At 39.5% G+C, this 17,114-nt stretch carries 24 protein-coding genes; 9 read left to right on the top strand and 15 right to left on the bottom strand.

What is annotated here, in order from left to right; genetic code table 11:
- The first annotated feature begins 97 nt into the window (after positions 1-97).
- Both DUT68_RS05905 and DUT68_RS05900 read left to right on the top strand, forming a co-directional pair.
- Complete coding sequence (locus DUT68_RS05905) at positions 98-694, top strand: RNA polymerase sigma-70 factor (protein ID WP_237088267.1); 597 nt, start codon at positions 98-100, stop codon at positions 692-694.
- A gap of 262 nt (positions 695-956) precedes the next feature.
- Positions 957-2,207, top strand: coding sequence for a site-specific integrase (locus DUT68_RS05900; RefSeq protein ID WP_113636611.1), 1,251 nt, complete (start codon positions 957-959; stop codon positions 2,205-2,207).
- 287 nt (positions 2,208-2,494) lie between these two features.
- On the opposite strand, the gene DUT68_RS05895 is transcribed toward DUT68_RS05900, so the two are convergent.
- Positions 2,495-2,767, bottom strand: coding sequence for a hypothetical protein (locus tag DUT68_RS05895; protein WP_157960782.1), 273 nt, complete (start codon positions 2,765-2,767; stop codon positions 2,495-2,497).
- 15 nt (positions 2,768-2,782) lie between these two features.
- On the opposite strand from DUT68_RS05895, the gene DUT68_RS05890 reads away from it, so the two are divergent.
- The 7 genes from DUT68_RS05890 to DUT68_RS05860 all read left to right on the top strand — a co-directional run bounded on the left by DUT68_RS05890 (position 2,783) and on the right by DUT68_RS05860 (position 8,069).
- Positions 2,783-3,856 (top strand): DUF932 domain-containing protein, encoded by a 1,074-nt coding sequence (locus DUT68_RS05890; protein WP_002978543.1) that lies wholly within the window; start codon positions 2,783-2,785, stop codon positions 3,854-3,856.
- 51 nt (positions 3,857-3,907) lie between these two features.
- Positions 3,908-4,315 carry a hypothetical protein gene (locus DUT68_RS05885; RefSeq protein WP_002978541.1) on the top strand — a complete coding sequence of 136 codons (408 nt, stop codon included), beginning with the start codon at positions 3,908-3,910 and terminating at the stop codon, positions 4,313-4,315.
- Positions 4,316-4,317: 2 nt separating this feature from the next.
- Positions 4,318-4,815 carry a DUF1281 family ferredoxin-like fold protein gene (locus DUT68_RS05880; RefSeq protein ID WP_113636607.1) on the top strand — a complete coding sequence of 166 codons (498 nt, stop codon included), beginning with the start codon at positions 4,318-4,320 and terminating at the stop codon, positions 4,813-4,815.
- Positions 4,805-4,999, top strand: coding sequence for a hypothetical protein (locus DUT68_RS05875; RefSeq protein ID WP_047095570.1), 195 nt, complete (start codon positions 4,805-4,807; stop codon positions 4,997-4,999). Before DUT68_RS05880 ends, DUT68_RS05875 begins: the two co-directional genes overlap by 11 nt.
- 333 nt (positions 5,000-5,332) lie before the next feature.
- The gene (locus DUT68_RS05870) at positions 5,333-6,484 is read left to right on the top strand and encodes a HEPN-associated N-terminal domain-containing protein (RefSeq protein WP_002978533.1); all 1,152 of its coding nucleotides are present in this window, start codon (positions 5,333-5,335) and stop codon (positions 6,482-6,484) included.
- Positions 6,484-7,059, top strand: coding sequence for a hypothetical protein (locus DUT68_RS05865; RefSeq protein ID WP_002978531.1), 576 nt, complete (start codon positions 6,484-6,486; stop codon positions 7,057-7,059). The genes DUT68_RS05870 and DUT68_RS05865 overlap by 1 nt, the downstream gene beginning before the upstream one ends.
- 29 nt (positions 7,060-7,088) lie before the next feature.
- A complete protein-coding gene (locus DUT68_RS05860) occupies positions 7,089-8,069 on the top strand; it encodes a bacteriophage abortive infection AbiH family protein (RefSeq protein WP_002978529.1) in 981 nt (326 codons plus the stop codon).
- On the opposite strand, the gene DUT68_RS05855 is transcribed toward DUT68_RS05860, so the two are convergent.
- From DUT68_RS05855 to DUT68_RS05790, 14 genes are all read right to left on the bottom strand, one after another.
- Positions 8,066-8,584 (bottom strand): ANTAR domain-containing protein, encoded by a 519-nt coding sequence (locus tag DUT68_RS05855; RefSeq protein ID WP_002978527.1) that lies wholly within the window; start codon positions 8,582-8,584, stop codon positions 8,066-8,068. The genes DUT68_RS05860 and DUT68_RS05855 overlap by 4 nt on opposite strands.
- Positions 8,585-8,789: 205 nt before the next feature.
- Positions 8,790-9,089: a helix-turn-helix domain-containing protein gene (locus tag DUT68_RS05850; protein ID WP_113636605.1), complete on the bottom strand. Its 300-nt coding sequence runs from the start codon at positions 9,087-9,089 to the stop codon at positions 8,790-8,792.
- Positions 9,070-9,381, bottom strand: coding sequence for a helix-turn-helix domain-containing protein (locus tag DUT68_RS05845; protein WP_113636603.1), 312 nt, complete (start codon positions 9,379-9,381; stop codon positions 9,070-9,072). The genes DUT68_RS05850 and DUT68_RS05845 overlap by 20 nt, the downstream gene beginning before the upstream one ends.
- 157 nt (positions 9,382-9,538) lie before the next feature.
- Positions 9,539-10,339 (bottom strand): TIGR02391 family protein, encoded by an 801-nt coding sequence (locus DUT68_RS05840; protein WP_047095547.1) that lies wholly within the window; start codon positions 10,337-10,339, stop codon positions 9,539-9,541.
- Between the two features lie 27 nt (positions 10,340-10,366).
- Positions 10,367-10,642 carry a hypothetical protein gene (locus DUT68_RS05835; protein WP_047095548.1) on the bottom strand — a complete coding sequence of 92 codons (276 nt, stop codon included), beginning with the start codon at positions 10,640-10,642 and terminating at the stop codon, positions 10,367-10,369.
- 131 nt (positions 10,643-10,773) lie between these two features.
- On the bottom strand, positions 10,774-11,223 hold the full coding sequence (locus DUT68_RS05830; RefSeq protein WP_047095549.1) for a DUF3872 domain-containing protein: 450 nt from the start codon (positions 11,221-11,223) through the stop codon (positions 10,774-10,776).
- Positions 11,224-11,234: 11 nt separating this feature from the next.
- The gene (locus DUT68_RS05825) at positions 11,235-11,795 is read right to left on the bottom strand and encodes a conjugal transfer protein TraO (RefSeq protein WP_113636601.1); all 561 of its coding nucleotides are present in this window, start codon (positions 11,793-11,795) and stop codon (positions 11,235-11,237) included.
- A gap of 26 nt (positions 11,796-11,821) precedes the next feature.
- Positions 11,822-12,721 (bottom strand): conjugative transposon protein TraN, encoded by a 900-nt coding sequence (gene traN / locus DUT68_RS05820; protein WP_113636599.1) that lies wholly within the window; start codon positions 12,719-12,721, stop codon positions 11,822-11,824.
- A 24-nt stretch (positions 12,722-12,745) separates the two neighbouring features.
- On the bottom strand, positions 12,746-14,083 hold the full coding sequence (gene traM, locus DUT68_RS05815; RefSeq protein ID WP_113636597.1) for a conjugative transposon protein TraM: 1,338 nt from the start codon (positions 14,081-14,083) through the stop codon (positions 12,746-12,748).
- Positions 14,070-14,354, bottom strand: coding sequence for a nitrogen regulatory IIA protein (locus tag DUT68_RS05810; RefSeq protein WP_113636595.1), 285 nt, complete (start codon positions 14,352-14,354; stop codon positions 14,070-14,072). The genes traM and DUT68_RS05810 overlap by 14 nt, the downstream gene beginning before the upstream one ends.
- Positions 14,355-14,371: 17 nt before the next feature.
- Entirely contained in the window at positions 14,372-14,800 is a 429-nt protein-coding gene (locus DUT68_RS05805) for a hypothetical protein (RefSeq protein WP_113636593.1), read from the bottom strand.
- 12 nt (positions 14,801-14,812) lie between these two features.
- Positions 14,813-15,436, bottom strand: coding sequence for a conjugative transposon protein TraK (traK, locus tag DUT68_RS05800; protein ID WP_024566594.1), 624 nt, complete (start codon positions 15,434-15,436; stop codon positions 14,813-14,815).
- A 19-nt stretch (positions 15,437-15,455) separates the two neighbouring features.
- The gene (gene traJ, locus DUT68_RS05795; protein WP_100075699.1) at positions 15,456-16,451 is read right to left on the bottom strand and encodes a conjugative transposon protein TraJ; all 996 of its coding nucleotides are present in this window, start codon (positions 16,449-16,451) and stop codon (positions 15,456-15,458) included.
- Positions 16,452-16,454: 3 nt separating this feature from the next.
- Positions 16,455-17,087 (bottom strand): DUF4141 domain-containing protein, encoded by a 633-nt coding sequence (locus tag DUT68_RS05790; protein ID WP_047098910.1) that lies wholly within the window; start codon positions 17,085-17,087, stop codon positions 16,455-16,457.
- Positions 17,088-17,114 lie beyond the last annotated feature (27 nt).

The raw sequence follows: 17,114 nt of genomic DNA, 5'->3' as shown, positions 1-17,114 counted from the left end.
CGATAATCTTTTACCTTAAAGCAATTTTTGTAATAATTGTGTGATTAAGTAGCTATAATGCTTAACTTAGGCTATACGAACACAACAAACGTTACTAGTGAAGGGAAAAGGGCAAGTAGAAAATATCGAAAGGATGTTAGGGGAAGGTCATGAAAAGGCTTTCACTAATTTTTATGCCCAATATTTTGCCAAATTACTTTTAGAGAGCGACAAGTATGTTAAAGATATTGTGGTGGCCGAGGAAATTGTGCAAAACGTATTTGTTAAAATTTGGGAGCGTGCTGTAGACTTTAACGAAATTAATTCCGTTAAATCTTATCTCTATCGTTCTGTAATAAATTCTTCAATTAACCACATCAACAGGCAAAAAAATATAGAAGAGCATCATCAAAAAATACTACACAATTTTACGGAGGAAGAAGTGGCGGAGTTAGATGAAGAAAATGAATTGATTGTGATGCTACACGAAGAGATTGAAAAATTGCCGCCTAAATGTCGTGAGGTTTTTAAGCTTAACCGCTTTGAGCGTTTAAAATATAAAGAGATTGCCGAAAAATTGGGTGTAGCTGAAAAGACGGTAGAAAACCATGTAGGTAGCGCATTAAAAATACTACGTGAGGCAATGCTAGCCAAAAAAGACAAGCATTCTAAGCTTGCGACATTCAAAATTTTACGTCTTTTATCTTTTTTTTGAAAAAAAGATTAGTAAAAAGCAAAATTAAGCAAAACGGTTAAAACCTTTGCTATACAAGGCTTTATAAAAAGAGTAGTCTTAGTTCGGAAGTCGGTGTCTGATAGTTTTGGAGCTTAAATTGACAAGGTTAGGTTACTAATTCGTTACCGATTGACAAAGGTAACAGTATGGCTTAACTGATTATATTTCAGTTTTTTGCACCCTTTTCTACATTCCCTTGTAACTCAATGTAATTTAATTTTAAACGTTAAACATTTGAGTTATGGAGCAGACAAAAAAATCGACGTTCAAACTGCTTTTCTATTTGAAAAAGAACGAACTGAAAAAGAACGGTAATGCGCCAATTATGGCCCGTATTACCATTGACGGAACCCCTAAAACTTTCGGAACAAAGTTAGAAATTGACCCCAATAATTGGGATTTGAAACACGGAAGAGTTCAGGGCAAAAGTGTGCAGGCATTAAGCATCAATAAAAGACTGGATAACATACGTGGGCGTATCGACAAGATTTATGAAGATATGTTGAAGCACGAGGGCTTTGCAACCGCCCAAAAAGTAAAGCTATCGTTCTTGGGTGTTGGTGTAATGGATGATGCTATCCTAAAAGTTTTCAACGACCAAAATGAGGATTTTAAAAAATTGGTCGAAAAGGAAGAACGCTCACAAAGCACCTACAACAAGTATTTCACGGTTTACAATCATCTTACCACCTTTATAAAAGAACGCTATCATCGTGATGATATGGCTTTCCGGGAATTGACTGGCGATTTTATCCGGGAGTTTGATTTTTACCTCCGGTACGACTTACAGTCTTCGCATAATACGGTTTGGGTGTACACGATGCCCGTATTAAGTCTGGTGGAACTGGCTATTAAAAAAGGCTTGATACGTGATAATCCGTTTCAGGATTACGAAATCAGTATGGAGGAAACCGACCGGGGTTATATCCTTAAAGAAGATGTAGAAAAGCTGATGATGTGCGTACCGTCCCATCCACGGTATGAACTGGTAAAAGACCTGTTTATTTTCAGTTGCTTTACCGGACTTGCTTATGCGGATATTAAGAAACTGACAAGGAACAATATTCAATCATTCTTTGACGGTCATCAATGGATTATCAGCAGGAGAAAAAAGTCAGATATTGCTTCTAATGTTAGGTTAATGGAAATCCCTAAGTGTATCATTGAGAAGTATCAGGGTACGACAAGGAATGAATTTATCTTTCCGGTTCCGACCAACGCCACCTGCAATACTCACATAGGTAAATTGGTTGAAAAGGCAGAAATTATTACCGAGCAAAAAGTAACCTTTCACACGGCAAGGCATACTTTCGGAACAATGTTTTTGACCGAGGGCGTACCGCTTGAAAGCCTTAGCAAAATGATGGGGCATAAAAACATTTCCACCACACAGATTTACGCTAAAATCACAAGCCAAAAAATCAGTAAGGATATGGATTTGGTTACGCCGAAATTCAAGGCTATGGAAGAAGCATTTATGATGGTAATCTAATCAGTTTCTATTTAATCACAATGAGCAGAATTTAACGGTTCTGCTTTTTTATACCCATACTTCTTGTGTAGGTAAAGCACATTTACTTTCCCACTACCCAGTCCAACGCTGTAAAAGAGCTTATACCTACTTGCTAAATAGAAAATTGAAAAGCGAAGCCCTTATCTAACGCCCCTTGCTATTCCGTTTTTCAAATCTCTATTACAGGCTATGATAGCCTGGTCATTAATGCCATAAAAATTTAGAACAGAAAATTTCCACAATCAACCGGTAAAAAGGCAGCTAAGTTATAGCGGGCAGCCATCCCACACGCCCAACCAAAAGACTACGGCATAATGGCAAGGCAAAATGTTGGCTTCGCCGAGCTGCTGTGTGTTTCCTTGCCACCCTCCGGGACTTATTCCGTTTCCTTTTGGTTTTCCGCTTAGCCCGCTTGGATTATCTGCTTTCTTTTTTCCGGTTTTTCTTTTGGAAAAATTTATGCGAAGCGAAGCGGAGCAAACCACAACAGGAAGCGGGAAACGAGGAAAGCGAGTGAGTAAATAACATTTTTCAAACATCAAAATTTTAGCATTATGGCACACAACATCAATTTCAACGAGCAAACAGGACGTCATTCATTCTTCAGCGTTCAACAAAAAGCGTGGCACGGTTTGGGGCAAATCGTAGAGCAGTACCCAACAAGCGAGGAAGCAATAGTACACGCAGGTTTAGATTACGAGGTTATCAAATCCCCACTGTTTACACAGGGCAGAACAATGAGCATAGGCGACAGCGGAGAACTGATTGAAGCCAACGACATCTTAGTACCTAACAGTTTCGCCACACTTCGCACCGACACCAATACACCGTTAGGCGTAGTAGGCAAAGACTACCATATCGTACAAAACCGTGAGGCATTTAATTTCTTTGATGCTATTGTAGGTGGAGGCGAGGGAATATTGTACGAAACCGCAGGGGCATTGGGCAACGGGGAACGCATTTTTATCACTGCCAAGCTACCCGACTATATCCGTGTAGGTAACGGCGACGACGTAACAGAAAAGTACATTTTCTTAACCACAAGCCACGACGGTAGCGGAAGTATTACCGCAGCATTTACCCCTATCCGTATCGTATGCCAAAACACCCTTAACGCTTCATTGCGGAGTATGACCAACGTAGTGCGTATCAAACACACGTCAGGAGCAAAACAACGCCTTGAAAACGCTCACAAGGTTATGGGACTTGCCAACACCCTAAGCACACAGTTAGAGAACATTTTTAATGACTGGGCTAAAGTAAGGGTAACAGACCGAGAAGTAAGAAAGCTAATCCAGTTGGCACTTTGCCCGAACAAAGAAACGTTTAACCTGCTCAAAAAAGGTGCGGAAGATGAAGTTTCCACCGTGTTCAAAAACACCGTAGATGATGCCTTTGAATACGCTATGATAAGCGACACCCAACAAATGGCAACTACCAAAGGCACATTATTCGGGACTTACAATGCCGTTACAGGTTACTTTCAGAATGTACGCAATTACAGGGATGGCGAAGCCAAACTACAATCCATTGTAATGGGCGGTACAGCACAGCTAAAGACACAAAAAGCCTTTGAACTGTGTACAGACTTTGCCTATTCAGGAGCAGAGATTTTCAACTTCAATTAATCATCAAAGGCGACTGCCTGCAAAGGTGGTCGCCTACTAAAAATAAAAGATATGAAAGCATTAGATAAAATGGACAACCTCGATAAAGCGGGCTTGTTGTGCAAACTTTTTCCCGCAGAACTGGAGAACCTGCAAAACGCTATAAAAACGCAATGCGACTACTTCCTGCAAAATGAAACAGCATTCCGTGAGGGTTGGTATCAAAAGGGATTTTTCACCGCTGAATTTTGGTACAGGCTTGTGCAGAATGCACAAAAAGGAACAGCCCAAAATGAACCTCTTTGGAAACGACCGAACTGGTTTACAGACCATTTTTTTGACGGACACAATTCAATTTTCGCTATTCACTGCCTGATTGAATATACAGATGATGCACAATGCGACCCGCAATTAAAACAGGCGATACACCTGCTTTTCGGGAGCGACAAATTTTTACAGATAACCTTAAACGATAAATAATTATGGCTAATTGGTGCAACAACTGGGTTATTTTTGAGGGAACACCCGAAGCAATCGAACAGATAACACAGCTATTCAAATCAATGGCTGAACAGGAACATAAAGACGACTGCGGGCAATTACCCGATTTCGTACAGGACACGCACGGAGATTATTTCTACAATATCAGTCAGGATAATGAAAGTGCGGGCGTGTTTCAGTATGAAACAAAATGGTCGCCAAACACGGACGCGGTAAAGCAGATAGCCGAACATTTCAAAGTGAATTTCACACAGGACTATGAGGAATTAGGATGCTTAGTATATGGTCAGGCAATATTTGAAAACGGCATACTAAACGACACCTGCTTAGATAGCCAGGACTTTGACAGTTACGAATTAGACGATGAAACAGATACCTACCATTTTGAGGGCAAGGAGTATGACAGCGAGTGGGAAATTCTCGACACATTGTTAGAGCGTAAAATGGCTAATGCTAAAATTCAGCACAATGAAAATTAGAGATAAAAACGGGAACTGGATTGAGGTTACTGACCTTAAAAAAGCTATTCAACAAACTGGGTGGTATAAAGAATATACGCATAATCCACCTGTGAAAAGCGACAAGGAAAGGCAGGCATATTGGACAGATATGCACAAGAAATTAATAGCTTTAAGAGAACAGTTAAACAAGCCGAAAAATTAAAACACCGTACGACCCAAAAAGTCGGGCGGCAAAAAGACAGATCCTCCCGATGGTCGGGCAGTCTTTTTGCTTTAAATGGGAGCAATCCCCTTTAGTAAAATGCACCACTACACAATTCCTTTTTCTTCTCCATTTTACCAAACAGGTTGCAGCGTTATTGTTTGGGATATTCATTATCCCAATGATTGGTTAATAATAATAATAACTTCCTTTCTTAATCAGCGAACAAAGAAAAGACACTGACTAATTGATTTTGAATTTTCATAAATCTGGGTTAATGCACTTTTTTAAATTTGCTAAATTTGTTTTATAGCAAAAACTGCAAATTAATATATGGGAGGAGTTAAACAGAGATGGCTTGAATTAGAAAGTAGAAATTTAAGCAATATTCCAGATAAGAATATTTGTATCAAACATTTTGATGATAAAAGCATTAATCGCTTTATTAGGCAAAACTATCACGATGGTTATTGTGATTATTGCGCTAAGGAACTAAAAGTAGTTTCTCTTGAAGATTTAATGGAATTTATTATGGATGGTATTTCAAATTTCTATGAAGATGCCGCCAACTTTATGAGTTACAATTCAAGAGAGGGAGGTTATCTTGGAGAAATCTATACCCCTGACGAACTTATACAAGAACACATAGAGTTAAATGCTGAACCTTTTGAGGTTATTGAAGATATTGTTAATTCAATTGAAGATATTGCTTGGGCTCAACCTGACCTGTATTACGACAATATTAAAGATGATTTAGAATTTCAGTGGAATTACTTTAAAGAAATCATCAAACATAAATCCCGCTACCTTTTTTCATCAGCAGACAGCAGCCTTCCTAAAGCCTTGCAAATACTACAAGAGGTTGGTAAACTTATATCAAAATTAAATATAATCAGGATTATCCCGGCAGGAACAAAACTTTATCGTTGTAGACAACACGACTTCAAAACAAAAATTATAGATTTTAACGAAATCACTGCTCCCCCTAACAAAAAAGCAATTTATCCAAATAGGTTTAGTCCTTCAGGAATATCAATGTTTTATTCCGCTTTTGATGATGATACAGCAATTTTAGAAACAATAAGCAGGACAGATAAATACAAAAGGTATGTAACGATTGCGGAATTTGAAACCTTAGAAAATCAGGTTGTTGTTGATTTTAATAAGCTCCCAAAAATTCCAAGTATTTTCGGCATTAAGGACAAGAAACGATATTACCTTATTTTATTTCTATACTCATTTGTAAGGGATATAACGCAACAAATTATTAAGGATGGTAAAGAACATACCGAATACGTTCCAACTCAAGTTGTGACTGAATTTTTAAGGTATCCATTCAATAAAAATAGGAAGAATAAAATATCGGGGATTATTTATCCCTCATCGCAAAATAGAAATCATCAATCGGCAGTGTTTTTTTGGGATGACGAATTAAGTAGAGAAAAAGTAAAATTGAACACCTTAAAAAGAAAGAAAATTATTTAATGAAAATTGACAGTGAACATATTGTAAAGCAATCTGAAGAGTTTGCATTGAATATAGCCAAGCAAATTTCAAAAATAACAGTTAGACCGTTCTGTGAAATTTCCTTTCATTCATCGGAATATAGAGATAGGAAAACGCTCTCAAATTATTTGCATAAAATTCCTAAAAGCGACAATCCACTCATTTATATTATTCAGATTAAATCCCCGAAAATTTTAAGCACGCTGATTGATTATTTTGAAGATTATCAATCAGCAAATAAGCTAAAAGTAAAGAATAAAGACCGTGTTAACCTTTCCCGGTACAACAAGACTTCATCAGATATATTATATGTTGGAAGCTCAACGACTGATTTCAAGACAAGAATTAAGAACCATCTTGGCACAGAAGGAAATCGGGTTTATAGTTTGCATTTATGCAAGTGGGACAATTGTTTAGAATACGATTTGAATATTTTTGCATACGAAGTCATTTCAGAAAGCAATGAAATTATTGAACGTTTCATTGTCGAAATTCTTGAACAGCAATTTTGGGATAAGTTAAGCCCGATATTTGGAAAACGAAGTGGTTTATAACCCAAAAAATAGATTAAACAACTGAATTAATGAAAACATTATACGTTATTGGTAATGGATTTGACATCCATCATAAATTAGACACAAGGTATCAAAGTTTTGCAAACTACTTGGCTGAAAATGATAGTGAGGTTTATGAACTCTTATTAAATTATTATGGACTTCCTGATATTACAAATCCTGAATTGACAGATGAAGAGTATGCGTTATGGTCAAGATTTGAGCAAGCCTTAGCTGACTTGGATTATTTATCGGTATTGGACGATAATTCCGACTTAATTGCTCGCCCTGGTGCTGAAGATTTTCGAGATAGAGATTGGCATAGTTATCAGATAGAGATGGAAGAAATCATTAAGGATTTAACGACCACTCTAATTAGCGACTTTAATAAGTTTATTCTTGAAGTCAAATACGAAAGTATTTCTGATGATGTGCTAATTGACTTAGAAGACGATAGCCATTTTTTAAATTTCAATTATACTAAAACACTACAGGAAAGCTACGGCATTCCCGAAGAACGAATAACCTATATTCATAACAGAGCAGATATAGACAATTGTACTCTTATTTTAGGACACGGAACTGACCCTGCAAATTTTGATGAGAAAGAAGAAGAACCGCCACAAGGATTAAGCGAAGAAGAATTATACGAATGGCGTGAGCAAAAGGCTGATGAATATGACTATTCTTATGAAAGTGCCAAACAAGAAATACTATCTTATTATACAAAGGCATTTAAAAATACGGCTTCAATTATCGAAAACAATATTGTTTTTTTTACCAATCTTACTGAAGTTGAAAAAGTTATTGTCTTAGGGCATTCTATTTCAGAAGTAGATTTAAAATATTTTGAGGTATTAAAAGCCAAACTAAATGAAAATGTAATTTGGAATGTTTCGTATTACAGTGAGCTTGAGAAGCAAGCACATAAAGAAACACTATTGCAACTTGGAATAAATAACAACAATATTGTCCAAATAAAAATTACAGATTTAAAAAAGCAATCTTAGTTATTAGTAAAGTATTCCTGTGCAAATTTTGCTATTCCCACACTAAAATATTTACCACCATTAGTAACAACCTCAATGGCTTTCTTAAAATCATACACATCGCTACCAATAAGCAAATAGCCCATAAAACCCATTTCCAAAAGAGATTTTACGACTTTTTCAGCATCAATATCACTATGCCCAATCAGTTTAATGATTGGGTATAGTGTCCTTAGTTCTTGAAGCTGTGCCAGCACATTCTTATCGTAAAAATCAAGGTCAATAATACAAATTTGGGGAAGTTCCTTTAATGCAGACAGTTGAGATATTCCGTCTTTAATGTCTTCCGAACGGAACAATACGTCAATTCCTGAAGTGACAAGGTCGTTATAGGCTAAATCAACTATTAGGCGTTTATCGTTGATAAATGCAATGCCGATTGCTTTAGGGGTATTTACAGTTTCCATACTACCAGTTTTAATGTTAGTGTAGCCCTGCACAAAAAAGAAAGCGCAGGCAACCACACTTACCGACATTGAGGCACTGGTATACCCGACAACGAATAAGCGAGCGCCCACGCCTATAACGTGAGCGTTCCTACTTATCTGTCCCGTTGTCTTAAAAATTACCAGTTTTCAATGTGGGACTTAAAGCAAAAACACTTTAAGTATTTCTATATTTTCAAAAGCAAAGATACTAAACTCGTTCTGATACGAAAGTATTAATCTGTACTAAAATTGGCTATTTGTTATTTGTATTATTGGAGATATAGTTCCGTTCCAGGATTGTCAGAATATCACTCTCCTTATAAATTATTTTGCCCCCTATCTGTATATAAGGCAGGATATTATCATCACGGTATTGCTGTAAAGTCCGTTTGCTGATATGGAGCAGTTTGCATATATCTTCGCCAGAAAGATAAATTTCTCCATTCATTACAGGACGATAGTTTTTCAATATACTTTCGATACGGTTTCTTAGCTGCGTTATCATCTCTTGATTAGCAACGATTTCTTCATTATCATTCGTGAATAAATCCATTTTCAACAGTATTGTATGGATGTCCGGCTTCGAGTAAAACCTGTACATCCGAGCGTTTATAATAATTCTTGCGGTTCAGTCTGGAAGAAGGCAATAACCCTTTATCTTTATAAGTCTGCAAAGTCCGCTTGGTAATATTCATCATTAGGCACACTTCTTGATTATCGAGCCATTTTTCTTTTTTGAAAATTGGCGTGTATTTTTTCGTAGCATTTTCGGTTAATTCCAAAAGTGCTTTTAGCTCATTTTTCATTCCCTCCAGTACGGACTTTTGTATTGCGATTACTTCCATTTTTTGCTCAATTTTGCTGTGGAAGTCGAATTTAAATAAGCTTGTCGCTGTGTTGAAAAATGTTGTAGTGTTTGGCTTTGAAAGGAAGTGTTTGACGGTTTACCGCCCTGTGCAAATAAAAAATCGGATAGCTTTTTGAACTATCCGATTTTCTTAATTATTTAAGTCCTGTTTTATAAGTGTTATCAAGTTTGTTGTGGATTATTGTTGCTACAACCAAAACTTCTGTCATTTGTGAAAGTTGGGTATCCTCCAATATTTTTGGATTATGCGCTTTTGGATTTCTGTACATAGAAAAAAATCCTTTACAGAAATTTCCAAAGCCTTTATGTTCACTTTCCTCACTTGGATTATTCAGAGTATTAAAAGCAAGCATAGGTCTTTTGTCTTTTCCCAATGCAAAACAATCATCAACTAAATCTGCTCCGTCTGAAGTATAGCCACTTTTTTGCCTAAGCCTTTCTGCGACACTTTTTGTAATTTCAAGTATAGCGTGAAAATAGTTTTCCTTCAGCCATTCAGCTTCACAGTAAGGCAAAATTTCTGAATGAACTCCAATACCGTGTACTTTTTCTTTGATTTTAAGTGACCTGCTTTTAGCTTCGGAAATGGTTTTAGCCCTATCAACTTGTCGGGGCTGTCCACTTTTATCTATTTCTATACCTTCATAAACGAGTTTTTCATTGAGAGTTGTTCTGTCTTTTTCAAATTCATCTTCGGAATTATACCTTTTGGGATTTAATAATCTAACAACAAATGCCAATACATTATTTCCACATCTGTCTTGTATTTGCCTTTCTTTTAAAGCATAGAACAATCTGTCTGTTTTGTTTGTACCATTTTGAGATTGGGAAATGCCAGCACCAGATAAATGTTCTGTAATTTTTGTATGTGTTAGCATATTTGAAATAATATCTGATATATTTCGTAGTGTTATGTCATCGAAGGATTTTGTCATTTTATAATTTTTCTCTTTTAAAACTACCTATATAGGCTTTTGTATCTCCACATTTTGTTGTTCTTTATCTTCTTTCTTCTCACGGGAATAAACCCAAAGCGACAATAACCCGAATATCATTAGTGCATAAGATATCCATTTACCAATCTTTTCAATCAATTTGATAAAAACCGAACTCTCATAAGATGAGAAACCCTCTGCTCCCATAGGGTTGCGTCTGTAAAACTTTCTCCGGTTAATCCAGTAACGAAGTCCCAAGCCTGCAACCAAAAATATTATTCCGCTAACCAATGATGCAACCATAACAAAAACACTTTATTTCTACTGTTTGAATTTACAAAAATATTTGTTTCAATCTGTAACGATGTGTATTAAATACGAAAACGGCTTACCTGTCAGATAAGCCGTTTTTTTTATGAAATGACCTGTAATTTTTAATCACTACTATTAAACTGGAAAGTTATCTGTTTTTCATTTCCAAAACCATCCGAAATCCAAACATCAAAAGATTGTGATACGGTAGATGTTGAAGTGTAATACAACCGGAACTGCTCCGTTGGCAATTGATATAGGTCATTGGGCTGATACGGCGGTTCATTGTAGTATTGCAACGTTCCCTGCCCATCAAACTGGAAATAGCGAAGGAAATACTGCGTATTGCTGTAATTGCCTGTACGCTGTATGGTAATGCGTATTTCTACGGTCTGCCCGTTGGCAACATCTTTAGGCACTGGCATTACATTGACCTCAAAAGGAAAATTGTTCTGTATTTCGAGTTCATCATCTTTGTTGCAAGATACCAACGTAACCGAAGCTGTTAGGATTGTCAGGAATACATACAACGGCAGTAGCCCTGTTCTGAATTTATTGAATATTGCTATCATTGTTTTACGTTTTAAAAGTTAAACTTTAATCCCACACCTGCGGATGGACGGAACTGTTCCAGATCCGTCCCCCACAAAACTTTTGTACGCCCTTGTAGGACTAATACAAAACGGTCGGACAGGTAGGTTTCAAAAATGAGGCGACCGCCTGCTCCGTAGATAAAATTATCTTCGCTCAATATTTTCGCACCGTCGTACAGCATCGCTTCGCCCCGGTTGATGGCTTCGTAACCGACCACACCTGTTACAGCGAAATTCAGCGTGATGTTCTTTCGGGCATCGCTCAACAGGAAGAAGCTGTAACCACCCTCTGCGGAATAGGTTTCCTGCGGTATGCGGAGGTCTTTATACTCGTGGTACTGGTGGGTATATTCCAACGCCCAAAGCTGATAGTTGCCGTTCTTACCGTTTACCGTCATTGCTGCGCTGATGTAGTAATCATTGCCAATCTTATCATTTGACATTACACCTGCACTTATTTCCAATCCTTTCTGCTTCGGCAGCATCCTTTGCGCCTGTGCAGCCGTAATGCCTATCAGGACAAGCAGCACGGTATAGATATACTTTTTCATTTTCTTGTTATTGCTTTAAAGGGTTATTAAAATTTCAGGTGCATATCGTCAATCAAACGGGCTTTGATTAAATCGGAATTTTCGACCTGCAATGTTTGATGCCTGCCGCCGTTCTTCTCAAAAATCTCAATCAATAGCACCTTGTCATCAGCAATGGTAAACTGGTCTAACAGGAACACGTTTTGTTCAGTCGATTTTCCGGCAATGCCGTCCAATGGCTTATAAGTTCTCAACGGCGTTAAAGGACGTTCCTGTACTACGGTGCGTTTCGCTACCTTTTTATCCACTACTTTGAAATTGATAAAATCAATCTCGAAAGGCACATTGGTACGGTTCCTTAATTCCGTATGGAAATAGTATTTGCCGTTGTGTATGTAAATGCCTTTCAGAATAAACTGAATGCCGAAACTCTTAGCCCCGATATGCTTTACTATGCGCTTATCTTTGTTGTAAATGGTTTCCAGTAACAAGCCCGCCAGTGAGGGCGAATTGTTGCCCAGTTCCTCAAAAAGCACATCGTTTCCTTTGGCTTTGTCCACTGCCTTTTGCATCGTGAGCAAGTCATAGCTCAATGCCTCCGGATAGGAACTGTAATACACGTTGAAGCTGTAAAAACGCCCGTCATTAGTAATAACTGAAAAATTGGTTTCCGGCTCAAAGTCCCTTACCGATGCTTTTACACGTAACACGTTTTCCGCATCTTCAGCCTTACCTGCAATCAGGTATTCGCTGCCCAAATCCACGTAACGAATGGCGGTCGGGAAAATCAGGTGCGACGTTTTATCGTAGGTAACTTCCATACGGTACGGTTCTATCTTGCCCAATGCAAGCGGTGTTTTTGCAGTTGCACTGTCCTGTGCATAAGTTGTAACGGCAAAGCCGAGTATCAGGGTAATAGCCCAAAAGGTTTTTAAATAATTTTTCATTGTTTTAATTATTTGAGTTCAACATTATTTTTTCGATACGAGGAAGACCTGATAGCCCGCTTTCAGCGTAACCTTTGGCGTTCGTACTTTCTTGGCGAAATAGCCCGAAATACCCTGTACTACGCCACGGCTTAGGTCTGCGGCAACCTGCTGTCCGGCATTCTGCGTAAGCATTACACTGGTTCCACCTGTTTGGCTCATATTACCCGCCATTTCGGTAAGGGCGTTCATTTCCGGCGAATACGGAACGTATAAGCCTTGCTGCCCGTCCAAATCGTAAATGGTTATATCTACCGGGATGATATTGCCCTCCAGTTCTACGGAGGTAACTTTTAATTGCAGCCTGCCGTTCTGAAATTTGGCATTAGCCGTTACAATCGTCCCTTTGGTGATGGTACGTTGCGGAGTTTTGGCAGGCTCTAACAGTCGTAAGCGCACACCCGTTTCGCCAACTACCGTTTGGGCTTCGTGTACACAGGCTTTGATACTGTTTTTAGGCTGTACTGCCTGTTCAATAGAACCTGCGGTATAGAACCCACGGTTTTTGGTTTGGCTCCAATCGGCTGCAAAGGCACTGTCTGACGGTTCACGGTATAGGGCTGAAACAATATTCTTTCTTGTTGGTATGAACGATACAAATTGCTCTTTTTGATTTGCACCCGCAGCACCCGGAGCAGCACCATTGGCAGGAGCAGCATTTCCGGCATTGTTGTTTTGCGGAAGATACTTTGCTGCCATTTCATAGGATTTCTCCATTAATTTGAGTTGGTCGTCAACGGTGGCCACAGGTGGCACATCTTTTTCCGACAACTTTGCTTTAAGTTCGTCCACTTGCTTACGCAATTCCATTGTTTCAGAATTATTGTCCTGATAGAATGAACCCAGTGTGCTTTGTGCATTCCGGTAACTGTTCAATGCAGGATTGCCTTGTCGCCCTGAAGTTCTGCCACTACCGCCTAAACCGTTGCTTTCGTTTTCTTCAGGTAAACTATCTTCATTGTCAGCAGATGCACTGTCTTCAGTATTCCAATAATCAGAAAGCGTGGTCAGCGCATTGCGCTTTTCCTGCTCTTTGCGTTCGAGCATTTCCTGCTCATACGCCTTGCTTTTATCGTCGGGCATTCCTGCTCCGGTAGCCTGCGGCACGGCATCGTTCAGTCCGATGTTCTCTACCGCCTTTTTATCTTCGGACGGTTTAAATATGAGGTACATACAGCCAAGAAATACCACACCCATCAAAAGGAATATGATTGGCTTTTTGAGCTTTTCTTTATTACTCTTTTTATTATCCGGCAGATTTGATGCTCCGTTTTGGTCTTCTCCCTCAACGATAAAGCTGACCCTTTTTTCATTTTCTTTCATAAATCTGATTTTTTAAAATTGTTGATACACTATCCTGCAACCTTGCAGGATTTTTACTTTTGAGAACAGGGTTTTCGATATGCTCTATGACCATACCGTTACCGGACTTTGAGGTATCGTACATCACTTTGCCAATGACTGCTACGGTAAGCAGCAGATAACCCACAAAGAAGTACAGCGTATATTGGTGCTGCTTGCGTAAGGGCAATGCCCGCCAACGGTCGTCCAACTTGTCAAAGTACCTGTCCATATTTGCTCTTAATTTTTTCATAGCCTTACTATTTTGTGTTATAGCTTGAAACGCTTAGGACTTTTACCCGCCTGTTGCTTCGGTGCATCATTTACCATTGCGACCGCTTCCGTTAATTTGGGTGCGGACATTACGGACAAGTTTGCTAGTTCCGATTTTTTGAGCAGTTGCCCAAAGCCGTCTTTCTTCGCTACCTCCATACGGCTCAATGAGAATTTGCCATTCAGGTACTTTACCCACATACTGCATTCTACACGGGGATTGTCATCGCCCGACCATTGCAGGTAGCCTGTCAGCAGTAAGTCCTGCTTAGGCAAAGTATCTGCACCTTTTTGGCAGTTTTCGAGGTATTCGCTGATGCTGTCTTTCAGCTTTCCGGCATACGCTCCCTGCGTATGGAAATACCCGTTATATCCTTTATCAGTAAGGATTTTTGCGAACGTGCTTAAATCTGATAATGCTTCCATAAGATTGTTTTTTTAGCGTTCGATAACCTCTATATCCTTATTTTCCACGACTGCAAATTTTTCAATATTGAAGCCCTGCGGATTATTGTCGGAACGAACGGAGTTGACGAGATAGCAGGAAGTAATCAGGTTTCGCCTGGTTACATTGCTTGACCGGATAATGAACTGTTTGGCATAGGTGCGCACTGCATACGGGTAATTGTCGAAGTTGCACACGACACTATCCACCTCTATGCGTTGCTGCACATTCCCTGAAATGATACGGCTGTAATAGCCCTTTTCCGACAAGTCTTTGTAGTAATCGAAAGCACTTTTATCGGCAAGGTTGAACGCACGTTTCATATTGCTTTCAATAGCGTTCTTGTCGGGAGCAAGCGTAAAGAACAGTTCGTGAAATCTCCTGACGTGTTCCCTTGCTTCTACGGGGCGGTTGATGCTCGCATCCTGCGATAAAGCAAGCATCAGGGATTTGCCATTATCCAGTACATAGATTTTTTGGCGTTGTTCTTCTGCAAAGCGGTAGGAACGCCATACGGCGTAACCTACCACGCTAATGCAGAGAACCGCAAACACAATGGCATATAATCTTATCTGCCTAAAGCTGTTTTCGATATTTCTTAGCGTTTTAAATTCCATTTTTTAGAATGATTAATGTTTATTTATTCATCAGTTTACCGCCGATGTTTCCAACTGTTGAGCCTGCGCCTGCTCCGGCGATGTTTCCGGCTTTCATTGCTGTGGAGTTTACATTGCGGGTAAAGTTTCCTGCGCCTCCGGCTTGGATTACCCAACCTGTTACGGTCGGGATAGTGAAGTACCCGATGATGCCGATAATCATAAAGATGATGTACACGGTATTGCTTGTATCAGGTATATAGGTGGGGTCGGCAAGCATTGCTATATCCCTTTCTAAAATGAGGGATTGTATTCTTGCCAACATTGAGCTGAACAAATCCGAAACGGGAAGCCACAGGTAAACGCTGACGTACCTCGTGAGCCATTGCGTGAGCGTGGACTGAAAGCCATCCCATACGGAAATAGCAAAGGCTATTGGTCCGAGTATGGACAGGACTATCAGGAAAAACGTTCGTATGGTATCAATGACCAAAGCCGCCGCCTGAAAGAGTATTTCCAATAGATTGCGAAACCAATCTTTTAAGGCTTTCTCTATCTTGTAGGCTTGCCTGTCCATATACATACCCGCCATCGTACCAATGTCGGAGGGCGACCATCCCAGTTCGTCCAGTTTTTTATCAAACTCTTCGTCTGATACCATATAGGCGGTTTCGGGGTTCCTGACCATTGCCTCGTATTCCAACTGGTCTTTCTGCTGTTGCAGCTTGTTGAGGTCAAGCACCTGGTCTTCGAGTATTTGGTGGGTTCCTACCACCACCGGGCTTAATACCGCATTTATGGTTCCCAGTACAATGGTTGGGAAGAACATAATACAAAGCCCCAAAGCAAACGGGCGCAGCAAAGGGAACATATCAATAGGTTCGGCACGGCTTAAAGCCTGCCAAACCTTTAATGCCACATAGAACAATGCTCCCAATCCCGCCAAACCCTTAGCAACTGCCGCCATATCGCCTGCAAGTGGCATCATATCATCATAAAGCGACCGCAGGAGTTCGTGAAGATTATCCCATTCCATAGTTTACCAGTATTTTTGGTTAGCAGTTCCGTAGAGTTCAAGCACTCTTTGGGCATCGTTTTTCTTTTTCGCTCTTAGGTAGCTTACAGAAATGTTTTTGTTGGTGTAGTAACGTACAAGGCTGTGGTAATCCTTTACCTCTTTGTACACACGGTCAATAACATCCATACGCTCTTTGTCATTGAGTGAAAGGTCTGTGGCGGTTATAATCTGCTTCAACTCTTTTAGCAGTTCGGTACTTTCATTAAGCAGTGCAGAATAACCGTTGCCGATAGCGACCAATTCCTGCGGTGTGAAATTTGGGTCGTTCATCATCTTGCCAAAATTCTGCACGTACATTTCGGACACATCCCCGACCAACAATACCGTTTGCTGCACCTTACGGGCATCTTTTACAAGGTTGTTGATGGCTTTCAGCTTGTCGTAGTATTCCTTGCCCTGCTCGTACACTTTCTTCACTTCGTTGAAGTTCTTTATCACGTTGCTTACGGTGGAAGAAGTCTGCACGATTTCGTTTGCAGAGTTGATAATGCCCGAAGCCAAATTAGCCGGGTCGGTTACAACCCACTGGGCTTTTGCTGACGGTGCTACGGCGAGCATCAGTGCCGTACACACCAGATACAATACTTTTTTCATTGTTTCTGAATTTTTAAATTGTTAATG

The sequence above is a fragment of the Pedobacter zeaxanthinifaciens genome (genome assembly GCF_003313335.1).
Classification (GTDB): Bacteria; Bacteroidota; Bacteroidia; order Sphingobacteriales; family Sphingobacteriaceae; genus Pedobacter; species Pedobacter zeaxanthinifaciens.
The sequence above is the reverse complement of the archived record's forward strand: the minus strand, read 5'-3'. Positions and strand labels throughout refer to the sequence as shown.

Excerpts from the sequence above, each read along its gene's own strand:
- DUT68_RS05880 (WP_113636607.1), top strand. The coding sequence starts at position 4,318 with ATGGCTAATTGGTGCAACAACTGGGTTATTTTTGAGGGAACACCCGAA.
- DUT68_RS05865 (WP_002978531.1), top strand. The coding sequence starts at position 6,484 with ATGAAAATTGACAGTGAACATATTGTAAAGCAATCTGAAGAGTTTGCA.
- DUT68_RS05890 (WP_002978543.1), top strand. The coding sequence starts at position 2,783 with ATGGCACACAACATCAATTTCAACGAGCAAACAGGACGTCATTCATTC.
- DUT68_RS05855 (WP_002978527.1), bottom strand. The coding sequence starts at position 8,584 with ATGTCGGTAAGTGTGGTTGCCTGCGCTTTCTTTTTTGTGCAGGGCTAC.
- traK (WP_024566594.1), bottom strand. The coding sequence starts at position 15,436 with ATGGAATTTAAAACGCTAAGAAATATCGAAAACAGCTTTAGGCAGATA.
- DUT68_RS05845 (WP_113636603.1), bottom strand. The coding sequence starts at position 9,381 with ATGGAAGTAATCGCAATACAAAAGTCCGTACTGGAGGGAATGAAAAAT.
- DUT68_RS05885 (WP_002978541.1), top strand. The coding sequence starts at position 3,908 with ATGAAAGCATTAGATAAAATGGACAACCTCGATAAAGCGGGCTTGTTG.
- DUT68_RS05875 (WP_047095570.1), top strand. The coding sequence starts at position 4,805 with ATGAAAATTAGAGATAAAAACGGGAACTGGATTGAGGTTACTGACCTT.
- DUT68_RS05870 (WP_002978533.1), top strand. The coding sequence starts at position 5,333 with ATGGGAGGAGTTAAACAGAGATGGCTTGAATTAGAAAGTAGAAATTTA.
- traN (WP_113636599.1), bottom strand. The coding sequence starts at position 12,721 with ATGAAAAATTATTTAAAAACCTTTTGGGCTATTACCCTGATACTCGGC.
- DUT68_RS05895 (WP_157960782.1), bottom strand. The coding sequence starts at position 2,767 with ATGTTTGAAAAATGTTATTTACTCACTCGCTTTCCTCGTTTCCCGCTT.
- DUT68_RS05825 (WP_113636601.1), bottom strand. The coding sequence starts at position 11,795 with ATGAAAAAGTATATCTATACCGTGCTGCTTGTCCTGATAGGCATTACG.
- DUT68_RS05860 (WP_002978529.1), top strand. The coding sequence starts at position 7,089 with ATGAAAACATTATACGTTATTGGTAATGGATTTGACATCCATCATAAA.
- DUT68_RS05840 (WP_047095547.1), bottom strand. The coding sequence starts at position 10,339 with ATGACAAAATCCTTCGATGACATAACACTACGAAATATATCAGATATT.
- DUT68_RS05810 (WP_113636595.1), bottom strand. The coding sequence starts at position 14,354 with ATGAAAAAATTAAGAGCAAATATGGACAGGTACTTTGACAAGTTGGAC.
- traJ (WP_100075699.1), bottom strand. The coding sequence starts at position 16,451 with ATGGAATGGGATAATCTTCACGAACTCCTGCGGTCGCTTTATGATGAT.
- DUT68_RS05830 (WP_047095549.1), bottom strand. The coding sequence starts at position 11,223 with ATGATAGCAATATTCAATAAATTCAGAACAGGGCTACTGCCGTTGTAT.
- DUT68_RS05790 (WP_047098910.1), bottom strand. The coding sequence starts at position 17,087 with ATGAAAAAAGTATTGTATCTGGTGTGTACGGCACTGATGCTCGCCGTA.
- DUT68_RS05835 (WP_047095548.1), bottom strand. The coding sequence starts at position 10,642 with ATGGTTGCATCATTGGTTAGCGGAATAATATTTTTGGTTGCAGGCTTG.
- traM (WP_113636597.1), bottom strand. The coding sequence starts at position 14,083 with ATGAAAGAAAATGAAAAAAGGGTCAGCTTTATCGTTGAGGGAGAAGAC.
- DUT68_RS05805 (WP_113636593.1), bottom strand. The coding sequence starts at position 14,800 with ATGGAAGCATTATCAGATTTAAGCACGTTCGCAAAAATCCTTACTGAT.
- DUT68_RS05850 (WP_113636605.1), bottom strand. The coding sequence starts at position 9,089 with ATGGATTTATTCACGAATGATAATGAAGAAATCGTTGCTAATCAAGAG.
- DUT68_RS05900 (WP_113636611.1), top strand. The coding sequence starts at position 957 with ATGGAGCAGACAAAAAAATCGACGTTCAAACTGCTTTTCTATTTGAAA.